This window comes from Nocardioides panacis, assembly GCF_019039255.1.
Classification (GTDB): domain Bacteria; phylum Actinomycetota; class Actinomycetes; order Propionibacteriales; family Nocardioidaceae; genus Nocardioides_B; species Nocardioides_B panacis.
Map to the genome: position 1 here is coordinate 4,681,296 of NZ_CP077062.1, position 19,407 is coordinate 4,700,702.

At 72.4% G+C, this 19,407-nt stretch carries 19 protein-coding genes and 1 pseudogene; 8 read left to right on the plus strand and 12 right to left on the minus strand.

Annotated elements, in window-relative coordinates; genetic code table 11:
• Window positions 1-2: 2 nt before the first annotated feature.
• The 5 genes from KRR39_RS22830 to KRR39_RS22850 all read right to left on the minus strand — a co-directional run bounded on the left by KRR39_RS22830 (window position 3) and on the right by KRR39_RS22850 (window position 4,760).
• Window positions 3-668 carry a class I SAM-dependent methyltransferase gene (locus tag KRR39_RS22830; protein WP_216939647.1) on the minus strand — a complete coding sequence of 222 codons (666 nt, stop codon included), beginning with the start codon at window positions 666-668 and terminating at the stop codon, window positions 3-5.
• Window positions 669-742: 74 nt separating this feature from the next.
• Window positions 743-1,555, minus strand: coding sequence for a glycosyltransferase family 2 protein (locus KRR39_RS22835; RefSeq protein WP_216939648.1), 813 nt, complete (start codon window positions 1,553-1,555; stop codon window positions 743-745).
• Window positions 1,552-2,679, minus strand: a complete 1,128-nt coding sequence (locus KRR39_RS22840) for a DegT/DnrJ/EryC1/StrS family aminotransferase (protein ID WP_216939649.1) — start codon at window positions 2,677-2,679, stop codon at window positions 1,552-1,554. The genes KRR39_RS22835 and KRR39_RS22840 overlap by 4 nt, the downstream gene beginning before the upstream one ends.
• 1 nt (window position 2,680) lies before the next feature.
• Window positions 2,681-3,334, minus strand: coding sequence for a NeuD/PglB/VioB family sugar acetyltransferase (locus tag KRR39_RS22845; protein WP_216939650.1), 654 nt, complete (start codon window positions 3,332-3,334; stop codon window positions 2,681-2,683).
• Window positions 3,335-3,395: 61 nt separating this feature from the next.
• Window positions 3,396-4,760, minus strand: a complete 1,365-nt coding sequence (locus KRR39_RS22850) for an oligosaccharide flippase family protein (protein ID WP_216939651.1) — start codon at window positions 4,758-4,760, stop codon at window positions 3,396-3,398.
• 198 nt (window positions 4,761-4,958) lie between these two features.
• Between KRR39_RS22850 and KRR39_RS22855 the strand changes: the two genes are divergently transcribed.
• On the plus strand, window positions 4,959-5,837 hold the full coding sequence (locus KRR39_RS22855; RefSeq protein ID WP_216939652.1) for a glycosyltransferase: 879 nt from the start codon (window positions 4,959-4,961) through the stop codon (window positions 5,835-5,837).
• A 70-nt stretch (window positions 5,838-5,907) separates the two neighbouring features.
• Here KRR39_RS22855 and typA read toward each other — a convergent pair whose 3' ends face one another.
• Window positions 5,908-7,809, minus strand: coding sequence for a translational GTPase TypA (gene typA, locus KRR39_RS22860; RefSeq protein ID WP_216939653.1), 1,902 nt, complete (start codon window positions 7,807-7,809; stop codon window positions 5,908-5,910).
• A 169-nt stretch (window positions 7,810-7,978) separates the two neighbouring features.
• Between typA and KRR39_RS22865 the strand changes: the two genes are divergently transcribed.
• Complete coding sequence (locus KRR39_RS22865) at window positions 7,979-8,764, plus strand: SIR2 family NAD-dependent protein deacylase (protein WP_216939654.1); 786 nt, start codon at window positions 7,979-7,981, stop codon at window positions 8,762-8,764.
• Between the two features lie 30 nt (window positions 8,765-8,794).
• On the opposite strand, the gene KRR39_RS22870 is transcribed toward KRR39_RS22865, so the two are convergent.
• Window positions 8,795-9,487 (minus strand): aspartate/glutamate racemase family protein, encoded by a 693-nt coding sequence (locus KRR39_RS22870; protein ID WP_216939655.1) that lies wholly within the window; start codon window positions 9,485-9,487, stop codon window positions 8,795-8,797.
• 59 nt (window positions 9,488-9,546) lie between these two features.
• On the opposite strand from KRR39_RS22870, the gene KRR39_RS22875 reads away from it, so the two are divergent.
• The gene (locus KRR39_RS22875; protein ID WP_216939656.1) at window positions 9,547-10,860 is read left to right on the plus strand and encodes a protealysin inhibitor emfourin; all 1,314 of its coding nucleotides are present in this window, start codon (window positions 9,547-9,549) and stop codon (window positions 10,858-10,860) included.
• On the opposite strand, the gene KRR39_RS22880 is transcribed toward KRR39_RS22875, so the two are convergent.
• Window positions 10,857-11,609 carry an SDR family oxidoreductase gene (locus KRR39_RS22880; protein WP_216939657.1) on the minus strand — a complete coding sequence of 251 codons (753 nt, stop codon included), beginning with the start codon at window positions 11,607-11,609 and terminating at the stop codon, window positions 10,857-10,859. The two genes, KRR39_RS22875 and KRR39_RS22880, sit on opposite strands and share 4 nt — an antisense overlap.
• Before the next feature lie 100 nt (window positions 11,610-11,709).
• On the opposite strand from KRR39_RS22880, the gene KRR39_RS22885 reads away from it, so the two are divergent.
• The 3 genes from KRR39_RS22885 (at window position 11,710) to KRR39_RS22895 (ending at window position 14,016) form a co-directional block, all read left to right on the plus strand.
• Entirely contained in the window at window positions 11,710-12,087 is a 378-nt protein-coding gene (locus tag KRR39_RS22885; RefSeq protein ID WP_216939658.1) for a hypothetical protein, read from the plus strand.
• Between the two features lie 79 nt (window positions 12,088-12,166).
• Window positions 12,167-13,480: a D-inositol-3-phosphate glycosyltransferase gene (gene mshA, locus KRR39_RS22890; protein WP_436972013.1), complete on the plus strand. Its 1,314-nt coding sequence runs from the start codon at window positions 12,167-12,169 to the stop codon at window positions 13,478-13,480.
• Entirely contained in the window at window positions 13,477-14,016 is a 540-nt protein-coding gene (locus KRR39_RS22895) for a type III secretion system chaperone family protein (RefSeq protein ID WP_216939660.1), read from the plus strand. Before mshA ends, KRR39_RS22895 begins: the two co-directional genes overlap by 4 nt.
• Before the next feature lie 32 nt (window positions 14,017-14,048).
• Here the strand turns inward: KRR39_RS22895 and KRR39_RS22900 are convergent, their stop codons facing one another.
• The 3 genes and pseudogenes from KRR39_RS22900 to KRR39_RS26410 all read right to left on the minus strand — a co-directional run.
• A complete protein-coding gene (locus tag KRR39_RS22900) occupies window positions 14,049-14,939 on the minus strand; it encodes a DMT family transporter (RefSeq protein WP_216939661.1) in 891 nt (296 codons plus the stop codon).
• A gap of 44 nt (window positions 14,940-14,983) precedes the next feature.
• Window positions 14,984-15,661 (minus strand): winged helix-turn-helix domain-containing protein, encoded by a 678-nt coding sequence (locus tag KRR39_RS22905; RefSeq protein WP_216939662.1) that lies wholly within the window; start codon window positions 15,659-15,661, stop codon window positions 14,984-14,986.
• Between the two features lie 603 nt (window positions 15,662-16,264).
• A pseudogene (locus KRR39_RS26410) lies at window positions 16,265-16,750 on the minus strand (histidine kinase dimerization/phospho-acceptor domain-containing protein); the annotation flags it as partial.
• A 237-nt stretch (window positions 16,751-16,987) separates the two neighbouring features.
• Here KRR39_RS26410 and phoU point away from each other — a divergent pair.
• Together phoU and KRR39_RS25390 are read left to right on the plus strand one after the other, a co-directional pair.
• Window positions 16,988-17,647 (plus strand): phosphate signaling complex protein PhoU, encoded by a 660-nt coding sequence (gene phoU, locus KRR39_RS22915; protein WP_216939663.1) that lies wholly within the window; start codon window positions 16,988-16,990, stop codon window positions 17,645-17,647.
• Window positions 17,648-17,783: 136 nt separating this feature from the next.
• The gene (locus KRR39_RS25390) at window positions 17,784-18,662 is read left to right on the plus strand and encodes a maleylpyruvate isomerase N-terminal domain-containing protein (RefSeq protein WP_367303766.1); all 879 of its coding nucleotides are present in this window, start codon (window positions 17,784-17,786) and stop codon (window positions 18,660-18,662) included.
• On the opposite strand, the gene KRR39_RS22925 is transcribed toward KRR39_RS25390, so the two are convergent.
• On the minus strand, window positions 18,557-19,312 hold the full coding sequence (locus KRR39_RS22925) for a phosphoglyceromutase (RefSeq protein WP_216939664.1): 756 nt from the start codon (window positions 19,310-19,312) through the stop codon (window positions 18,557-18,559). The two genes, KRR39_RS25390 and KRR39_RS22925, sit on opposite strands and share 106 nt — an antisense overlap.
• Window positions 19,313-19,407 lie beyond the last annotated feature (95 nt).

Below are 19,407 nucleotides of genomic sequence, written 5' to 3' on the forward strand. Positions count from 1 at the left end.
CCTCAGGCCCCGGGCGCCGGCCGGGGCTCCACCAGCCAGATCGTCCGGTAGGTCTTCCCGCGGTCCAGGAAGGCTGCGGTGGGCCGGGTGCGCAGGCGCCGCTCGTAGCGGGTCGTCAGCCGGCTGAGCACGGGCGTCCACTCGAGGATCACGATCAGGCCCTGCCACCACACGTTGCCGGACCTCTTGTCGGCCGTGATCTGCCAGGTGTCCGGAATCGCGTTCTCCACCAGTGACCGGTCCGGGTACGCGGACTGGTCGAGGTGCTCGGCCAGCCAGGGTGGCGTGCGGGCCGCGCCGCGGACCTTCCAGTACGCCGCCAGCACCCGGTCGAGGCGCTGCGCCGGCAGCCCGTCGGGATAACCGACGATGACCGCACGTCGCGCGACGCGACACAGCTCGGAGAGCGCGTCGTTCCGGATCGCCTCGGGGAGGTGCTCGACGAGGTCGAGGGAGATCACCACGTCGAACGCGTCGTCCTTGAAGGGCAGCGCCTCGGCCCTGGCCGCGACGAACTCCGCCTCGCCGACGCGGGCGGACTCGCGATGGTCCGCGGGGAACACGAGGTCCGTCTGGACGACCTTGCGCGGTGAGTACCAGCTGAGACCGTGGGTGCCGCTCCCGACATCGAGGATGTCAGTCGCGTCGAGCTCGTCGATCATGTCCATGACCGGCTGGTAACGAAGCAACCAGTTGAGCATGCATCCCCCGCTTTCGCTTCGCTCCGCACCTCGGTGCCGACTCAGAAGTAGTGATAGTAGGTGAGCTGGGGGCAGTAGCTGATCTGGACCCCCGCCTTCGACATGCGCCGCCAGAGGTTCCAGTCCGCCGGCTCGTCGAGCAGGTAGCTGCGCCGGTTGAGGTCGATGAAGGCGATGTCGGACCGGAACAGCACGGAGCCGTGGCTGATCCTCCCGAGAGCGAGCGGCGGACCACCGGTCGTCGTCCACGTCCCGTCCTCGGCCTGCATCGCCGCATCGCTCCACACCATCTCCGCGTCGTGCGTGCGGGCCCAGGCGAGCAGCGTGGACACGTGGTCGGGAGTCAAGGTGTCGTCGTCGTCGCACGGCGCGATCCAGGAGCCTGCGGCCATCAGGGCCCCGATGTTCATCGGGGTGACTCCCGCCACCTGCCACAGCGACATGCGGTCGCTCGGGTACTGACCCCGTCGTCCGAGGTTGACGAAGCGGACCCCCCGGTCGGCGTAGTCCAGTGCCACCCGCGCCGTCGCGTCGTCGCAGCAGTCTCCGACCACGACGATCTCGACGCGCGGGTAGTCCTGGGCGAGGCACGACTCGATCGTGCGTCGGAGGCGTTCGCCCGCGGAGTAGGTGGCGATCCTGATGGTCACGAGAGGGTCGCCCTCGTCGGGCTCGCGCTCGCGACGTACGCGGCTCAGCTCTGCGGCGTCGAGCCTGACCTCCGTCCACTCCCGCGCCCTCTCCGTGAGGCTCTGGCGGGTGAGCGCCTTGCGGGTGCGGACGAGACGCGCGAGAGCCACCTGTCGCAGGCCCTCGTCGCGAGCCAGGCTCCACCGCTCCGCGAAGTCGCTCACGATGCGGGCGTCTCCGGGGTGCACACGGCGATGAGCCGCTGGAGCGTCGAGTCCGTCATCGTGTTGTAGATCGGCAGGCACACGACCCTGCCGGCCACGTCGTCGGTCACGGGCAGCGGCATGCGGGGCGAGCTGCCGAACGCCGGCATCTGGTGCAACGGGTCGCCGAAGTAGGCACGCAGCTCGATGTTCTGCTCGGCGGCGCGGGCGATGAGCGCGTCGCGCTCCTCCCGGGAGGAGCAGAGCATCGGGAGGAACTGGAACGCGCTCGAGTGGTTGCCCGTCTGGAAGGAGAAGTGCTGCTCCTCGAGGGCGAGCCGCAAGACCTCCGCGTAGCCGCGCCGTCGCTCCAGGATCCCCTCGAGCTGGTCCAGCACGCACAGGGCAAGTGCCGCGTGCAGCTCGTCCATCTTGCCGTTCAGCCCGATGGCCCCGTCCACGACGCGGGCACTGCTGAAGCCGAAGTTGGCCAGCCGGCGCAGGCGGGCCGCGGTCTCCGACGACTTCGTCATGACGACGCCGCCCTCGCCGATGGCGAACGGCTTCGTGGCATGGAAGGAGAAGACCTCGGCGTCCCCTGCCGTCCCGATGGGCCGTCCGTCCTCGTCGCGCGACCCGAACCCGGCGGCCGAGTCGACGACCAGCGGGACGGAGTGCTCCGCGCAGAGCCGCTCCCACTCGGCGACCACGGTGCGCGGCGGCGCGGTCCCGTACGTCGAGCAGAGGACCGCGGCCGCCACCTCGTCGGGATGTGCGCGGAGCGCGTCGGCCAGGCCACCGGGATCGACGTGCCAGTGCTCGGGGTCGATGTCCACGAACAGCGGTTCGAAGCCGGCCCAGTGCACGATGGCGGCGGTGGCGGCGAACGTGTAGCTCGGGACGACCACGAGCTTGCGGACGCCCGGCTCGGCCACCGCACGCAGGGCGATCAGCAGTCCGGCCGTGGCGCTGGAGACGGGAACCGCCTCGACGCTCTCGCCGACGTAGTCGGCCAGCCGGACCTCGAGGGCCTTGAGGCACGGGCCGCCGTTCGAGAACCACTGGGACTGCTCGGAGGCCGACCAGTACTTCTGCGCGTCGTCCAGCGTAGGAAGCTGCGGCGCCTGGAACCTGATCTGGTCCACGTCATCCTCCATGAATAAGTTGGCGCGCGGGAATTCCGACCACCGTGATGCCGGGGGACTCGATGTCCCGGGACACGACGGCGCCCGCGCCGATCGTGACGTCGGCGGCGATCCTGCGCCGCTCGAGCACCGTGGCATTGGCGCCGACCGTACTACGGTCTCCCAGCGTCACGTTGCCGCTCACCACCGCGTTCGGGTTCAGGGAGCAGCCGGCTCCGAGGACGGCGTCGTGCCCGATCGTCGCGCCCACGTTGATGTGCGTCTGACGCCCCACCTGCACGTTCACGCTGACCCGGGCGCCCGGAAAGACCACGGTCCCCGGCTCCAGCGAGGAGCCCGCGGCCACCGTCGCCGACGGATGGACGAGCGGGGGGTTCTCCGTCCACCCCCGGTCCACGAACCTCGCGCCCACCTGCGCGCGTGCGGGGCCGCTCCCGATGCCGACCACGAACCGGCCGGGCGGGAGATCGGCGAGCACGTCGTCGACGGTGCCGAGCAGCGGGCACCCGAAGTGGGCCTGCCAGAACTCCTCCTCGTACCCCCAGTCCGCGGCGATCCCGGCGAGCCGGAGGGGAGCGGCACCGAGGCGCAGATCGAGGAGGATTCCCGCGATCTCGCGGGCGTGGCCGCCTGCGCCCACGAGTACCAGATCCATGCGGCAAGCCTATCGGGGCGTTTTGCGGTCCCGAGGGCGGGTTGTTCGTGCTGTCCGGCTGCTACCACGCCGCGGAGCGGCGCAGCTTCCACAGCGCCCAGCCGCTGATCAGCACCGCGCCGACCGGCGGGCCCCACCGTGCGCCCTCGGGCCAGAGGGTCAGGGCGTAGACGGCGAAGAGTCCGCTGAGTGCCACCAGCATCAGGCGGCGGGTGTCCGCATCCAGCCGGAACCGGGTCTGGGCGACCGTGATCAACAGGTAGACGACGTACGCCGCCGCATAGGCCACGCCGACGAACTCGAGCCCGTGGCGGGCCAGGAGAGCGACCAACCCGACGAACGTCAGGTTCCAGCTGAGCTCTCCGGCGAAGTAGCGGGTCTTGGACTCGCGGGCCAGCAGGATGAAGGCGAGGGTCCAGCCGAGCACCTTGAAGACGTCCCCGAGCAGCTGCACCCTCAGGAGGCCGGCGGCCTGGGCGAAGTCCCGGGTGTAGAGCAGCTGGAGCAGCCAGGGGGCGACCACCAGGAGCCACGCGATGATCGGTGCCGCGAGCAGGATCAGGAGCCTCACCTGCTCCCGGGCCGCCTCCGACGTCGCGAGCGGGTCGAGGCGCAGCTTGGACAGGCGGGGGAGGTACTCCGCGGTCAGGGCGCTGAGCAGGAAGACGAGGTACAGGTTGGCGATCGACCAGGAGGCCTGGAACAGGCCCGCACTGTCGATACCCAGCGTCCGCGTGACCCACGAGGTGGCGAACAGCTGGCTGGCACTGACCATGATGACCGAGGAGCTGACCGTCACCCCGAGCTTGATCATCGATCGCAGCTCTGGTCTCCACGTCCCACCACGCCCGCCCGGCGTCCGGGCGAACACGCGTGAGGCCAGGGCGGTCACCGCGGCGAGTGCGACCGGCGGTGCGGCGACCGCGGCCGCGAGCATCGTCCGGTCCGAGGAGGGGATGCTCGCGGCGACGACCAGCGTGGCGAGAGCGGCGCCGACCACGTTGGCGGCGGACAGCTCACGCACCTTGCCGAAGCCGCTGAGGAGTGCCGAGTACCGGGCGGTCAGGATGGTGGCGAAGACGGCGACGCCGAGCCACGGCGCCAGGAAGCCCAGCGGCTCGCCGGTGAAGTCGTCCCCCCACCAGAACCACGCGGCGCACGAGACGAGTCCCGCCGTCGGCGCGAGGACCCAGGTGCCGCGTCGAAGCGCCTCGCGGGCACTGCCGGCCCGGTCTCCGCTGTCCAGACCGACGGCGATGGCCCCGATCGCACTCACCCCGAGGCCGCAGCCGAAGGTCGTGGCCAAGGTGCTCACCGCGGCCATCAGGATCCCCAGGCTGCCGATGCCCGATGCCCCGAGATCCACCGCGACGATCTTCATCCGCACCGCACCGAGACCCAGTGCGAGCGCCGACGAGACGGCCATGAGGGCAACCGCCTCCAAGGACTTCCTCATCTGCACAGCCGCGCAGAGCACTCGGGGTCGGGACACCAGCGATGCATGTGGGGTGACGTTATCCGACAAGTTGCCGGTCGCAGCGACGCGGTCCCCGTCGCCCCTGAGTAGGGTGGCCGGGTTCCGTGCCCTTCCGGCGCCCGAGGGGTTCATCGACGAGAGGATCTCGTGGCCGATCTCGACCCTTCCCCTGACGAGTCCGACCTCGGTTCCGCCGGGCGCTACTGCGTGGTCCTCCTCTACTACCGGTACGGCGAACGGGTGCTCGACACCATCGCGGCCGTCCGCGCGCAGACGTCGGGCCCGGTGGGCCTCTACCTGGTGGACAACTGCTCCTCGGACGGCGTCGTCGACCGGCTGGAGCAGCGCGGCGACCTCGACGGGGTGCGCATCGTGCGGACCGAGGAGAACCTCGGGTACGCGGGCGGCATGAATGTCGGCGCCCGTGCCGCGAGCGCCGACGGGTGCGAGTTCCTGATGTTCCTGACGCACGAGCTCCGGATGGAGGCGCGGTGCGCCGAGGAGCTCCTCGCTGCCGCCGGCTCCCGGGACGCCGTCGCGGCCGGCCCCTCGCTGCGGTTGCCCGACGGCTCCCTGTGGGCCAACGGGGGCACCTTGGACTGGCGTGGCCGCGCCCGGCACCTGCGCGACGACCCCGGAGCGAGCCCCCGGGGAGCGCAGTGGCTCGACGGCGCGTGCCTGCTCGTGCGGTCCGACGCCTTCGCAGCCGTCGGAGGGTTCGACGAGTCCTACTTCCTGTACTGGGAGGACGTCGCCTTCTCGTTGGCCCTGCGTGAGGTGGGGACGGTGCTGCTCGTTCCCGGCGCCGTGGCCGTGCAGTCGCCCTCGACGTCCTCGGGGTCGGCGTACTACGCGACCCGCAACCGGCTCGTGACCTGGCGTCGGCAGGGTCAGCCGCTGAAGGTTCTCCTCAGCCTGCCGGAGCTGCTGGCGTGGGGGGTCAAACGTGCGCTGACGGGCGGCGGCCGGGCCGACCTGGTCGCGGTCCTGCGAGGTTGCCGCGACGGCCTGCGGCACCGCCCCTAGGGGTCGGTGCGTGCCGGAGGAGACCTGAAGGGGTTCGCGGCGGCCGGGACCGCCGCGAACCCCCGGGCGATCAGTTGCGGCGGGCCCGCGCCGCGGAGCGGCCGCGGTCGCCGGCGTCCAGGACGACCTTGCGGATGCGGACGTCGTCGGGGGTGACCTCGACGCACTCGTCCTCGCGGCAGAACTCGAGGCTCTGCTCGAGGGACAGCTTCCTCGGCGGGATCAGCTTCTCGAAGTTGTCCGAGCTCGAAGCCCGGACGTTCGTCTGCTTCTTCTCCTTGGTGATGTTGACGTCCATGTCGTCGTCACGGGAGTTCTCGCCGACGATCATGCCCTCGTAGACCTCGGTGGTCGGCTCCACGAACATGATCCCGCGCTCCTGCAGGTTGGTCATGGCGTACGCCGTGGCGGCACCCGACCGGTCGGCCACGAGCGAGCCGTTGTTGCGGGAGCGGATCTCGCCGGCCCAGGGCTCGTAGCCCTCGAACACGTGGTGCGCGATGCCGGTGCCGCGGGTGTCGGTGAGGAACTCCGTGCGGAAGCCGATCAGGCCGCGCGCCGGGACCAGGAACTCCATGCGCACCCAGCCGGTGCCGTGGTTGGTCATCTGCTCCATGCGGCCCTTGCGGACCGCCAGCAGCTGGGTGATCGTGCCGAGGTACTCCTCGGGGGCGTCGATGGTCAGGCGCTCCACGGGCTCGTGCACCTTGCCGTTGACGTCCTTGGTGACCACCTGCGGCTTGCCGACCGTGAGCTCGTAGCCCTCGCGGCGCATCTGCTCGACGAGGATCGCCAGCGCCAGCTCGCCACGGCCCTGCACCTCCCAGGTGTCGGGACGCTCGGTGTTCAGCACGTTGATGGAGACGTTGCCGACCAGCTCGGCGTCCAGCCGGTCCTTGACCAGGCGGGCGGTGACCTTGGTGTTCTTGGTCTGGCCGCGGCCGGCGAGCGGGGAGCTGTTCGTGCCGATCGTCATGGAGATCGCGGGCTCGTCGACGGTGATCAGCGGCAGGGCGACGGGGTTCTCCACGTCGGCCAGCGTCTCGCCGATCATGATGTCGGCCATGCCGGCGATCGCGACGATGTCACCGGGGCCGGCCTCCAGGCCGGGCTTGCGCTCGAGGCCCTCGGTGACCAGCAGCTCGGTGATCTTGACGTTGGAGACCGAGCCGTCGCGCTTCATCCACGCGACCTGCTGGCCCTTCTTGAGGTGGCCCTCCTTGACCCGGACCAGCGCGAGGCGACCGAGGAAGGGGGAGGAGTCGAGGTTCGTGACGTGCGCCTGCAGCGGGGCGTCGGCGTGGTACTTCGGCGCCGGGATCGTGTCGACGATCGTCTGGAACAGCGGCTCGAGGTTCTCGCTGTCCGGCAGCCCGCCGTTCTCCGGCATGTTGATGCTCGCCCGACCGTTCTTGGCCGAGGCGTAGACCACCGGGAAGTCCAGGGCGTCCTGGCTGTGGCTGTCGTCGAGCAGGTCCATGAACAGCTCGTAGGTCTCGTCGACGACCTCGGCGATGCGGGCGTCGGACCGGTCGACCTTGTTCACCACGAGCACCACGGGCATGTCGGCGTTGAGCGCCTTGCGGAGCACGAACCGGGTCTGCGGGAGCGGGCCCTCGGAGGCGTCCACGAGCAGCACGATGCCGTCCACCATGGACAGCCCGCGCTCGACCTCGCCACCGAAGTCGGCGTGGCCCGGGGTGTCGATGATGTTGATCGTCATCGCACCGCCCTCGACGGCCTGGGCGGCGGCGCCGGTGTAGCGGATCGCGGTGTTCTTCGCGAGGATCGTGATGCCCTTCTCGCGCTCGAGGTCACCGGAGTCCATCGCGCGCTCGTCGACGTGCTGGTGCTCGCCGAAGGCGCCGCCCTGCCAGAGCATCGCGTCCACGAGGGTGGTCTTGCCGTGGTCGACGTGCGCCACGATCGCGACGTTGCGGAGGTCGGTGCGCTTCAAGGTGTTCTCGGGCATGGCGGGGCAGTCGTCGCTTTCGAGTCGGGATTCCCACGAGGGGGGCCGCACGTCACACGGGGTGGTCGGCGGGGCGACCGGGGCGGATGACGTGCACAGGGAGCAGGTCGAGTCTACCGGCAGGAGGGGTCCTGGCCCGAATCGCTACCGTCGGGGGTGTGAGCGCACCATGAGCACGCCGGCACCCGCCCTGGGCGACCTCCTCGCCGATGCCACCCGGGTGGTCGCCTTCACCGGCGCCGGCATCTCCACCGAGTCGGGCATCCCGGACTTCCGGTCCCCGGACGGCGTGTGGACCCGCTACGACCCCACCGACTTCACCTTCGGCCGGTACGTCGAGTCGGCCGAGGTCCGCGAACGGTCCTGGCGGATGCGGCGCGAGTTCCTCGCCGCGGGCCACCACCCCAACGCGGGGCACCTGGCGCTGGCCCGCCTCGAGCAGGCCGGCCGCTCGCCCGGCGTGGTCACCCAGAACATCGACGGCCTGCACCAGGACGCCGGCTCCCGGCGGGTGGTCGAGGTGCACGGCACCGCGCGCGAGGTGATGTGCATCGGGCACCGGCCGCGCGGCGGGGTGCCCGAGGGCTGCGGCTTCACCGCCCCGGTGAGCTGGGCGCTCGACCTGGTCGACGCCGGCGACCCGGACCCGCTCTGCCCGCTGTGCGGCGGGCTGGTGAAGTCCTCGACGGTGTCCTTCGAGCAGGTGCTGCTCCCGCACGTGGTGAGGGACGCGCTGGCCCTGGTCGCGCAGGCCGACCTGCTGCTGGCGGTGGGGTCCTCGCTGGCGGTCTACCCGGCCGCGGACCTGCCGGTGGTCGCGGTGCGCAACGGCGCCCGGCTGGTGATCGTGAACGACGAGCCCACGCCGTACGACGACCTGGCCGACCTCGTGGTCCGCGGCCGTGCCGGCGAGGTGCTCGCCACCGCCGTGGACGCCGTGCTCACCCCCGGATGATCGACCGACCCGCTCACGAGGCGGGGTGGGTCACTCCGCCAGCGCGCGGTCGAGGGCTGCCTCGACGTGCAGCGTGGTGGAGGGGAGGACCAGCGGCTCGCAGTCGGCCTGCTTGACCAGCAGCTCGAGCTCGGTGCAGCCGAGGATCACGCCCTGGGCGCCGGCGTCCCACAGCTCGTCGATCACGCCGACCACGGTCGCCCGCGAGGCGTCGAGGACCTTGCCGTGCACCAGCTCGCCGTAGATGATCCGGTCGATCGCCTCGTGCCGCTCCGGGTCGGGGACGACGACCTGCAGGCCGTGCGAGGCGAGCCGGTCGACGAAGAACGGCTGCTCCATGCTGTACGACGTCCCGACCAGCCCCACGCTGGTGAGGCCGCGGGCCGTGCACGCCTGGGCGACGACGTCGGCCAGGTGCAGGAACGGGATGCCGACGGCGGCCTCGACCTGGTCCGCGACGGTGTGGAACGCGGTGGTGCACATCAGCAGCAGGTCGGCACCGGCCGCCTCGACGCCCCGCGCGGCCTCGGCCAGGACGGCGGCGACGTCGTCCCAGCGTCCGGCGCGCTGCAGCTCGGTGAGCTCGTGGAACTCGACGCTGGACATCACCGTGCGGGCCGAGTGCAGGCCGCCGAGGCGCTGCTCCACGCCGAGGTTGAGCAGCTTGTAGTACACCAGGCTGCTCTCCCAGCTCATCCCGCCGACGAGTCCGATGCTCAACACGAGCCCGAGTCTGTCACAGCGCTCTGTACGTTGTCGGCGGCCCGGGATAGACCTGTCCCATGACTCGGTGCCTGTTCATCCCGCCCTACCTCCTCGAGAAGATCGCGACCTCCCACCCGGACCCCGGGGCGAGCCGTTGCGGTGCGCAGACCCTGCGGATCGACGCCTCCCTGCGGGTCGCCCGCGCCACCGCCTCGCCCGGCGCGCGGCCCGCCGCCGGTGCCACGGCCGGGCGACCGTTCTCGGTGCACACCGCTCGCCACGGCACCGACCTGCCGGGCGACCTGGTCCGCGCCCCCGGCGACCCGGCCTCCGGCGACCCCGCGGTCGACGAGGCGTACGCCGGGGTGGAGGCGTCCCTCGCGCTGTTCTCCGAGGTGTTCGGCCGCGACTCCTACGACGACCGGGGCGCCGAGGTGGTCGCCACCGTGCACTACGAGCAGGACTACGACAACGCGTTCTGGGACGGCACCCAGCTGGTCTTCGGCGACGGCGACGGCACGGTGTTCGGCCGGTTCACCAAGCCGGTCGACGTTCTGGGGCACGAGCTGAGCCACGCGGTCACCCAGTTCACCGCCGACCTGACCTACGAGGGCCAGTCGGGAGCGCTCAACGAGTCGGTGTCGGACGTGTTCGGCTCCTGCCTCAAGCAGCGGCTGCTCGGCCAGACCGCCGACGAGGCGGACTGGTTGATCGGCGAGGGCATCTTCCTGCCGTCGGTGCAGGGCCGGGCGCTGCGCTCGATGGCGGAGCCCGGCACGGCCTACGACGACCCGGTGCTCGGCAAGGACCCGCAGGTGGCATCGATGGACGACTACGTCGACACCCAGGACGACAACGGCGGCGTGCACACCAACTCCGGTATCCCCAACAAGGCGTTCCACCTCGCGGCGACCGCGATCGGCGGCAAGGCCTGGGAGGGCGCGGGGAGGATCTGGTACGCCGCGCTGACCTCCGGGATCGCCGCGGACACCGACTTCGCCGGGTTCGCCGACGCCACCGTGACCGCCGCCGGGGCGGTGTCGCCCGCGGTCGCCGAGCAGGTGCGGGCGGCCTGGACGGCCGTCGGCGTGACGGGGGCCGCCGGGACGTCGGCGCCGCCGGTCCCGGCCGGCGAGCGTCGGGTCGCGGTGGTCCGCTCCGGAGGCTTCGCCGGCGTCCGGCAGGCGGGTGAGCTGACGCTGGGCGACGACCCGCGCACCCCGGAGGTCGAGTCCCTGCTCGGCCGGATCGACCTGCAGGGGCTGGCACCGCACCGGCCGCAGCCCGACCGGTTCGTCTACAGCTTCGAGGTCGACGGCGAGCGGGTCGTCGTCGGCGAGCAGGACCTCACGCCCGACCTGGACCAGCTGGCCCGGATCCTGCTCGGCTAGCCGTCCTGCTTGACGCGGTGCACCTTGTGCTGCGCGGCCTGCGCGCGGGGACGGATGACCAGCTCGTCGATGTTCACGTGCGCGGGGCGGGTCACCATCCAGGTGATCGCGTCGGCGACGTCGTCGGCGGTGAGCGGCTCGGCCACCCCGTCGTACACCGCGTCGGCCTTGGCCTGGTCGCCGTCGAAGCGGATCAGCGCGAACTCGTCGGTCCGCACCATGCCGGGGGCGATCTCGCACACCCGGACGGGCTGGTCGAACAGCTCGAGCCGCAGCGTCTCGGAGACCACCTGGGTGCCGTGCTTCGCGGCGGTGTAGCCGGCGCCGCCCTCGTAGGCGACCCGGCCGGCGGTCGAGCCGACGTTGAGGATCACCCCGGCTCCGCTGGCGATCAGCGCCGGCACGAGCGCCTTCGTGACCAGCATCAGCCCGATCACGTTGACCTCGTACATCCGCCGCCAGTCGTCGGCGTCCGCGGACGTGACCGGGGAGGCCCCGAAGGCGCCGCCGGCGTTGTTGACGAGCACGTCGAGGCGCGGGCCGACCCGGGCGGCGAGGGCGTCGACGTCCGCGGCCGAGGTGACGTCGCAGCGGACCGCCGTCCCCCCGATCTCGGCGGCGAGCTCGGCGACCCGGTCCTCGCGGCGGGCGGCGCAGAAGACGTGGAAGCCCTCCGCGGCGAGGTGGCGAGCGGTGGCGGCGCCGATCCCGCTGCTGGCTCCGGTGACGACGGCGGTCCTGGTAGGCATGCCCCGATCATGCCCGGTGGGCGGTGGTGGCGCGCTGCGGGCCCGGCCGCGTTTCGGACACCAGGTGCCAAATCGTGGCCGACCCGGCACACTCGGGCGCATGAACCTGACCCGTGCGGCCGCAGGCGCCGCGGTGCTCGGTGGCCTCGTCTGGGCGGTGGCGGCGGCGGTCGCCTGGGGCGGGGACGTGAACCCGGTCGCCGACGCGCTGGGAGCGGTCCTCTTCCTGCTCACGTTCGGCGCGATCGGCTACTCGCTGGTGGACCGGGCGCCGGTCTGGCTGCGCGCGGTGGTCTGCGTGGCCACCCCCGCGCTCGCCTACGCCGTGTGGCTCACCGTCGAGGCGGCGTTCCCGGCCGACCACCTGCCGGTGCTGGTCGCCGGCCTGGCCCTGCTGGGCGGCGGCGGCCTGGTGCTGGCCCGCACCCGCTCCGAGCCGGTCGAGGTGCCGGTGCGCGGCCGGCGGGCCGCCCGCTGAGGTACCGCACCCCGGCCGGACGGCCGCGCGGAATACGTGTGACGGTGGCCGGGTTTGGGGACATGGAGGTATGCCCGACGTGAGTCCCGAACTGCACTCCCCGACCCCGCATCCCGCGCCGCGTGCCGGCAACGGGCACGGGCGGGTGGCGATGATCAGCGTCCACACGTCCCCGCTGGACCAGCCGGGGACCGGGGACGCGGGCGGCATGAACGTGTACGTCGTCGAGCTGGCCCGCCGGCTCGCCGCCCGGGACGTCGCCGTCGAGATCTACACCCGGGCCACCTCCTCCGCGCTGCCGCCGACCGTCGAGGCGTTCCCCGGCGTCACCGTGCACCACGTGCACGCGGGTCCGTTCGAGGGCCTGACGAAGGGCGAGCTGCCCGGTCAGCTGTGCGTGTTCGCCCGCGAGGTGCTGCGGGCCGAGGCCCGGCACGACCAGGGCTGGTACGACGTCGTGCACTCGCACTACTGGCTCTCCGGCCAGGTCGGTGCCCTGGTGCGCGACCGGTGGAGCGTGCCGCTGGTGCACTCCATGCACACGATGGCCAAGGTGAAGAACGCCTCGCTGGCCGCCGGGGACAGCCCCGAGCCGGCCGCCCGGGTGATCGGCGAGGAGCAGGTGGTCGAGGCCGCCGACATGCTGATCGCGAACACCGACATCGAGGCCAAGCAGCTGCTCGAGCTCTACGACGCCGACCCCGCCCGCGTCGAGGTGGTGCACCCCGGGGTGGACCTCGACGTGTTCCGGCCGTCCTCGTCGGCCCGCTCGCGGCTCGGACTGCCCCAGGACGCCGTGGTGCTGATGTTCGCCGGGCGCATCCAGCCCCTCAAGGCCCCGGACGTGCTGCTGCACGCCGTGCGTGCCCTGCTCGACCGCGACCCGTCGCTGCGGTCCCGGCTCGTCGTACCCGTGGTCGGCGGGCCCTCGGGCTCCGGCCTCGAGCACCCCGAGTCGCTGGCCCAGCTCGCCGACTCGCTCGGCGTCGCCGACGTGGTGCGCTTCGTGCCGCCGGTCGCCCAGACCGTGCTGGCCGACTGGTACGCCGCGGCCACCCTGGTCTGCGTGCCGTCCTACAACGAGTCCTTCGGGCTGGTCGCCGTCGAGGCCCAGGCCGCCGGCACCCCCGTCGTGGCCGCCGCCGTGGGCGGGCTGACCACCGTGGTGCGCGACGGCGTCTCCGGCCTGCTCGTCGAGGGCCACGACCCGGCCGACTACGCCCGGGCCATGGAGCGGATCGTCGCCGCGCCCGACCTGCGCGCGGTGCTCTCCCGCGGGGCGGTGGCACAGGCCGCGAGCTTCGCCTGGGAGCGGACCGCCGACCGCACCCTGGAGGTCTACCGGGCCGCCGCCCGCTCGATGCGCGACGACCTGGCCGGCGGCCGCGTGTGAGGCAGCAGGCGCTGGAGACCCTGCGGGCGACGCTGGCGGACTCCGACCTGACCTGGAAGGAGGTCTCCGACGGGGTCTTCACCGTCGAGCTGCCCGGCGAGAAGAAGCTGTCCACGCCGTGCCGCCTCGACGTCGGGGAGCACGCGTTCGGGGTGCACGCCTTCGTGGCCCGCCAGCCCGACGAGAACCACGAGCGGGTCTACCGCTGGCTGCTGGAGCGGAACCTGAAGATGTTCGGGGTCTCGTTCGCCGTGGACGCGATCGGCGACATCTACCTCGACGGCCGGCTGCCGCTGAGCGCGGTCACCCCCGACGAGGTCGACCGGCTGCTCGGCGCGGTGCTGACCTACGCCGACGAGTCCTTCAACACCATCCTCGAGCTCGGCTTCGCCACCTCGATCCGCAAGGAGTGGGAGTGGCGCAAGAGCCGCGGTGAGTCCACCCGCAACCTCGAGGCGTTCCGCGGCTGGCTCGAGAAGGGCGACCGCGACCGCGCCGCGCAGGCCGCCCGCTCCGACCACGGCGACCGGACCTGACCCAGGGTCCCTGACACGCGTCCGACGTCGGGTCAGGCGGGGACGCGGGACCGCGGCCGGCGCCGGGCCAGCGCGACCCCGACCAGGGCGAGCACCCCACCGACGTACGCCATCGCCGGCGGCGCCTCGGACAGCAGCAGCCAGCTGAGCAGCACGGTGATCGGCGGGACCAGGTACGTCGTCACGCTGAGGTTGCCGGCGCTCATGTGGGAGAGCGCGAAGGCGTACGTCGAGAACGCGATCGCCGTGGGGAAGACGCCGAGGAACACCACCCAGCCCAGGTCGGCGGCGCTCGCGGCGCCGGCGTCGCGCACCAGGTCCCCGGCGAACGGCAGGCAGGCGACCGCCCCCACCGTGCACGCGACCCAGGTGACCTCGATGGCCGGCAGCCGCGCGACCAGCGGCTTCTGCAGGATCAGGCTCACGGCGTACGCCGCGGCGGAGACCAGGCACAGCAGCACGCCGACCGGGTCCCGGTGCCCGTCCCCGCCCGTCGAGGTGGCGATCAGCACGACCCCGGCGAACGCCACCAGCAGCCCGACGCCGAGCGCCGGGGTGGCCCGCTCCTTCAGGAACACCGCGGCGAGCACGGCGACCAGGACGGGCGAGAGCTGGATGAGCATCGCCGCGGTGCCGGCGTCCACGCGGCGTTCGCCGGCGTTCAGCGCGACGTTGTAGAGACCGAACCACAGCACCCCGATCGCGACCAGGCGCGGCCACTCGTGCCGGTTCGGCGTGGTCCAGCCCCGCGTGGTGAGCACCACCCCGAGGGCCACCGAGCCGACCAGCAGCCGGCCCAGGGACAGCGCGCCGGGCGAGAAGGTCGCGCCCAGGTGCCGGATCGCCACGAACGCCGAGGACCACAGCACCAGCGTGATGCCGACGGCGACGAGGGGGAGCGTGCTGGTGCGTGGCGCGGTCATGGCGCCCACGCTAGTGCCGGGCGCCGACGCTCCCGACCACCCCGTCAGGCCTCGAGCTTGTAGCCGAGGCCGCGCACGGTGACGAGGTAGCTCGGCGTCGCCGGGTCGGGCTCGATCTTGGCGCGCAGCCGCTTGACGTGCACGTCGAGGGTCTTGGTGTCCCCGACGTAGTCCGAGCCCCACACCCGGTCGATCAGCTGGCCGCGGGTGAGCACCCGGCCGGGGTTGCGCAGGAACATCTCGAGCAGCTCGAACTCCTTGAGCGGCAGCTTGGTGTCGCCGCCGTTCACCGTCACCACGTGCCGCTCCACGTCCATCCGGACCGGGCCGGCCTCGAGGGTGGCCGGCGTCAGCTCGACCTCGTTGCCGCGGCGCAGCACCGCCCGGATCCGGGCGACCAGCTCGCGGGGGGAGTACGGCTTGGTGACGTAGTCGTCGGCGCCGAGCTCGAGGCCGACGACCTTGTCCACCTCCGCGTCCTTGGCGCTGACCATGATGATCGGCACGGTCGAGGTCAGCCGGATCTGCCGGCAGACCTCGGTGCCGGGCAGGCCCGGGAGCATCAGGTCGAGGAGCACGATGTCGGCGCCGGTCTTGTCGAACTCCACGAGGGCGTCCGGGCCGGTGTTGGCCACCGAGACGTCGAACCCTTCCTTGCGGAGCATGTAGGCGAGCGCGTCGCTGTAGCTCTCCTCGTCCTCGACGACGAGTACACGGGTCACGGCGTTGCCTCCTGGGGGCTGGCGGTCGACGACGGGGTGGTCGACGTACCCGGCGCGGGCTCGGACGCCCGGCGGGGAAGGGAGAGGGTGAAGGTGGAGCCCTGGCCCTCGACGGACCAGACGCGCACCTCGCCGCCGTGCGAGGCGGCGACGTGCTTGACGATGGACAGGCCCAGGCCGGTGCCACCGGTGGAACGGTGCCGGGCCGGGTCGACGCGGTAGAACCGCTCGAAGATCCGGTCGATCTCCGAGGCCGGGATGCCGATGCCCTGGTCGGTGACGGAGAGGTCGACCATCATCTCGTCGGTGCGGGCCGACACCACCACCCGGCTGCTCCCGGGGGGAGTAGGCCACCGCGTTGGCGACCAGGTTGCCGAGCGCCAGCGCGATCTCGTCGCCGTTGCCGAGGATCTGCAGGCCACGCTCGCCGTCCCGCGTCACCGAGATCCGCTTCGACTGGGCGTCGATGATGCTCTGGTCGATCGACCGGTTCACCACCGCGTCCACGTCGACGACCTGCGGCTCGAGGAGCGGGTCGTCGCCCTGCAGCCGGGACAGCTCGATGATCTGCTGGACCAGCCGGGTCAGCCGGGCGCTCTCGGTCTGCATCCGCCCGGAGAACCGGATCACCGCCTCCGGGTCGTCGGCGGCCTCCTGCACCGCCTCGGCGAGCAGGTTCAGCGCACCGACCGGGGTCTTGAGCTCGTGGGAGACGTTGGCGACGAAGTCCCGGCGGATCGCCTCGACGCGCCGCTCGCGGGTCCGGTCCTCGACGAGCGCCAGCACCAGCCGGCTGCTCAGCGGCGCCACCCGGGCGGTCACGTGCAGCGGGGCGACCGCGCGGCCGCGGGACATCACCAGCTCGGTCTCGCGGATCTGCCCGTCGCGGCGCACCTGCCGGACCAGGTCGGCGAGCTCCTCCACCGCGACCTCGGTGCCGCGCACCAGGCCGAGCGCGTACGCCGGCGCGGAGGCCTTGAGCACCTCGTCCTTCTCGTCGACGACCAGGGCGCTGGAGCGGAGCACCGACAGCACGGTGGCGATGCCCGGGGGTACGACGGGCTCCTCGGCCTGCGTGCGCTCGTGCATCTGCACCTCGCTCACCCGCCAGGCGAGGACCACGCCGGCGCCGAGGATCGCGCCGAGCAGCGCGAAGAGCAGCGCCTGCGTCGTCTGGTCCACGCCACGATCGTACGGCCCCCGTCGCCGGGCGTTCGTCGAGGAGAGGGTCCCTGACCTGCGCTTTCTCCGACTGTTCACCTGGCGTTCACGCCTCGTCGTGTCCGGGTCGCCCGGGCTTCACCTGCGTCTTCTACCGTTCACGTCATGCGCAATGCCTACTTCGACCAGCTCGACTCCATCGTCGACGAGCTCGTCGACATGACCCACGTGGTGAAGGTCGCCGTGTCGCTGGCCACCCAGGCCCTGCTGACCGCGGACGCCGAGATCGCCGAGAAGGTCATCTCCGACGACGCCGCGATCGACGCCGCCCGCGAGCGGGTCGAGGAACGCTCCTTCGAGCTCCTCGCCCTCCAGCAGCCGGTCGCCAGCGACCTGCGCATGCTGGTCGCGGCGCTGCGGATGGTCGCCGACCTCGAGCGGATGGGTGACCTCTCGGTGCACGTCGCCAAGGTCGCCCGGCTGCGGGTGCCCCAGGTGGCCGTGCCCGCCGAGATCGTGCCCACCATCGAGCGGATGGCCACGGTCGCGGAGAAGATGGTCGACACGGTCGCCGGCATCATCGCCGAGCGCGACGTCGAGGGCGCCCGCCAGCTCGAGGAGGACGACGAGGAGATGGACCAGCTGCGTCGCTCCTCGTTCCGGCTGATGCTCGACGACTCCTGGCCGCACGGCGTGGAGCCGGCCGTCGACATCGCCCTGCTCGGCCGCTACTACGAGCGGATCGCCGACCACGCCGTGTCCCTGGCCCGGCGGGTGGTCTACCTGGTCACCGGCGAGACCGTCACCACCGTCGACCACCTCTAGGCCGCTCCGGCGGGAACGCCCGCGCGGGCGCGGGTGGCGGTGCCATGATGGCGACGTGAACGCGGCCGTCCGGCTGTCGACCACGGTCGACTTCACCGAGGAGTACGCCGCGGCCGCCGAGCGTCTCGCGGTGGCCGTGGCCTGGTCCGACCTGCGCGCGCCCGTCCCGGGCTGCCCCGGCTGGTCGGTGCTCGACCTCGTGGTGCACGTCGGCAACGTGCACGCCTGGGCGGCCACCATCGTGGAGACCGGCCGCGCGGCCGCCGAGCAGAACGACCGGCCGTCCTCGTCGCGCCCCCCGCGCGGTGAGCAGCTGGTACGCCGGCAAGGCCGAGGACCTCTACGAGGTGCTGCGCGGCGCGGACCCGGACGCCCCGTGCTGGAACTTCGCGTTCGGCAGCGGCACGAAGCGGTTCTGGCCGCGGCGCCAGCTGCACGAGACGACCGTCCACCAGGTCGACCTGGACCGGACGCTGCACCGGGAGACCGAGATCGAGCCGGCCGTCGGACGCGACGGCGTCGACGAGGTGCTCGGGGTGTTCCTGCACCGCATGCACCAGCGCGGCCGGCCCGCCGCGCTCGACCGTCCGCTGGCGGTCACCGCGACCGACACCGGGGACAGCTGGGTGGTCGCGCCGCACCCCCGGCCGGCCGCGACGCCGCTGGTGCCCGCCCAGGCTGTGGGGACGACGAGCGAGGTGGTGCCGTCGCTCCCGCCGACGGTCGAGCACCGGCGCTCCTCCCACCCGCCGGCCGTCGAGGACCGGGTCGAGGGCACCGCCGCGGTGCTCTACCGGCTGCTGTGGGGCCGCGTCGACGTGGACACGGCCGACGTCCTGCTGGCCGGCGACGAGCGGCGGGTGCGCCGCTTCCTCGCCTCCCGCCTGGTGCCCTGACCGGGCCGGACGGTCAGCGGCCCTGGTTGGCGACCGCGGCGATGGCGTCCGCGGCGGCGGCGGGGTCGAGGTACTCCCCGCCGCGCACCGTCGGGCGCAGGTGCTCGTCGAGCCGGTAGACCAGCGGGATCCCGGTCGGGATGTTCAGCCCGACGACGGCCTCCTCGGACATCCCGTCGAGGTGCTTGACCAGCGCCCGCAGCGAGTTGCCGTGCGCGGCGACGCAGACGGTCCGGCCGGTGCGCAGGTCGGGCACGATCGCGTCGTACCAGTAGGGCAGCATCCGGGTCACCACGTCGGCCAGGCACTCGGTGCGCGGCAGCACCTCGTCGGCGAGCTCGGCGTAGGCCGGCGCACCCGTCTGGGCCCACGGGTCGTCGTCGGCGATCGCCGGCGGCGGGGTGTCGTAGGAGCGGCGCCAGAGCATGAACTGCTCCTCGCCGTACTCCGCGAGGGTGGCCTTCTTGTCCTTGCCCTGCAGGGCGCCGTAGTGCCGCTCGTTGAGCCGCCACGAGCGACGGACCGGGATCCAGTGCCGGTCGCAGGCGTCCAGCGCGAGGTGCGCGGTGGTGATCGCGCGCCGCAGGACCGAGGTGTGCAGCACGTCGGGCAGCACGTCCGCGTCGGCGATCAGCCGGCCGCCGTGGGCGGCCTCCTCGCGTCCCTTGTCGCTGAGCGCCACGTCCACCCAGCCGGTGAACAGGTTCTTGGCGTTCCACTCGCTCTCGCCGTGGCGGAGCAGGACCAGGGTGTACGGCGCACTCGTCATGGCGGCCACCCTAGTGCGAGGCGCACGGCCGCGAGAACGTACGGCGGGTGCCGGACCTCGCGAGGTCCGGCACCCGTCGTCGTGGGTCGTGCAGC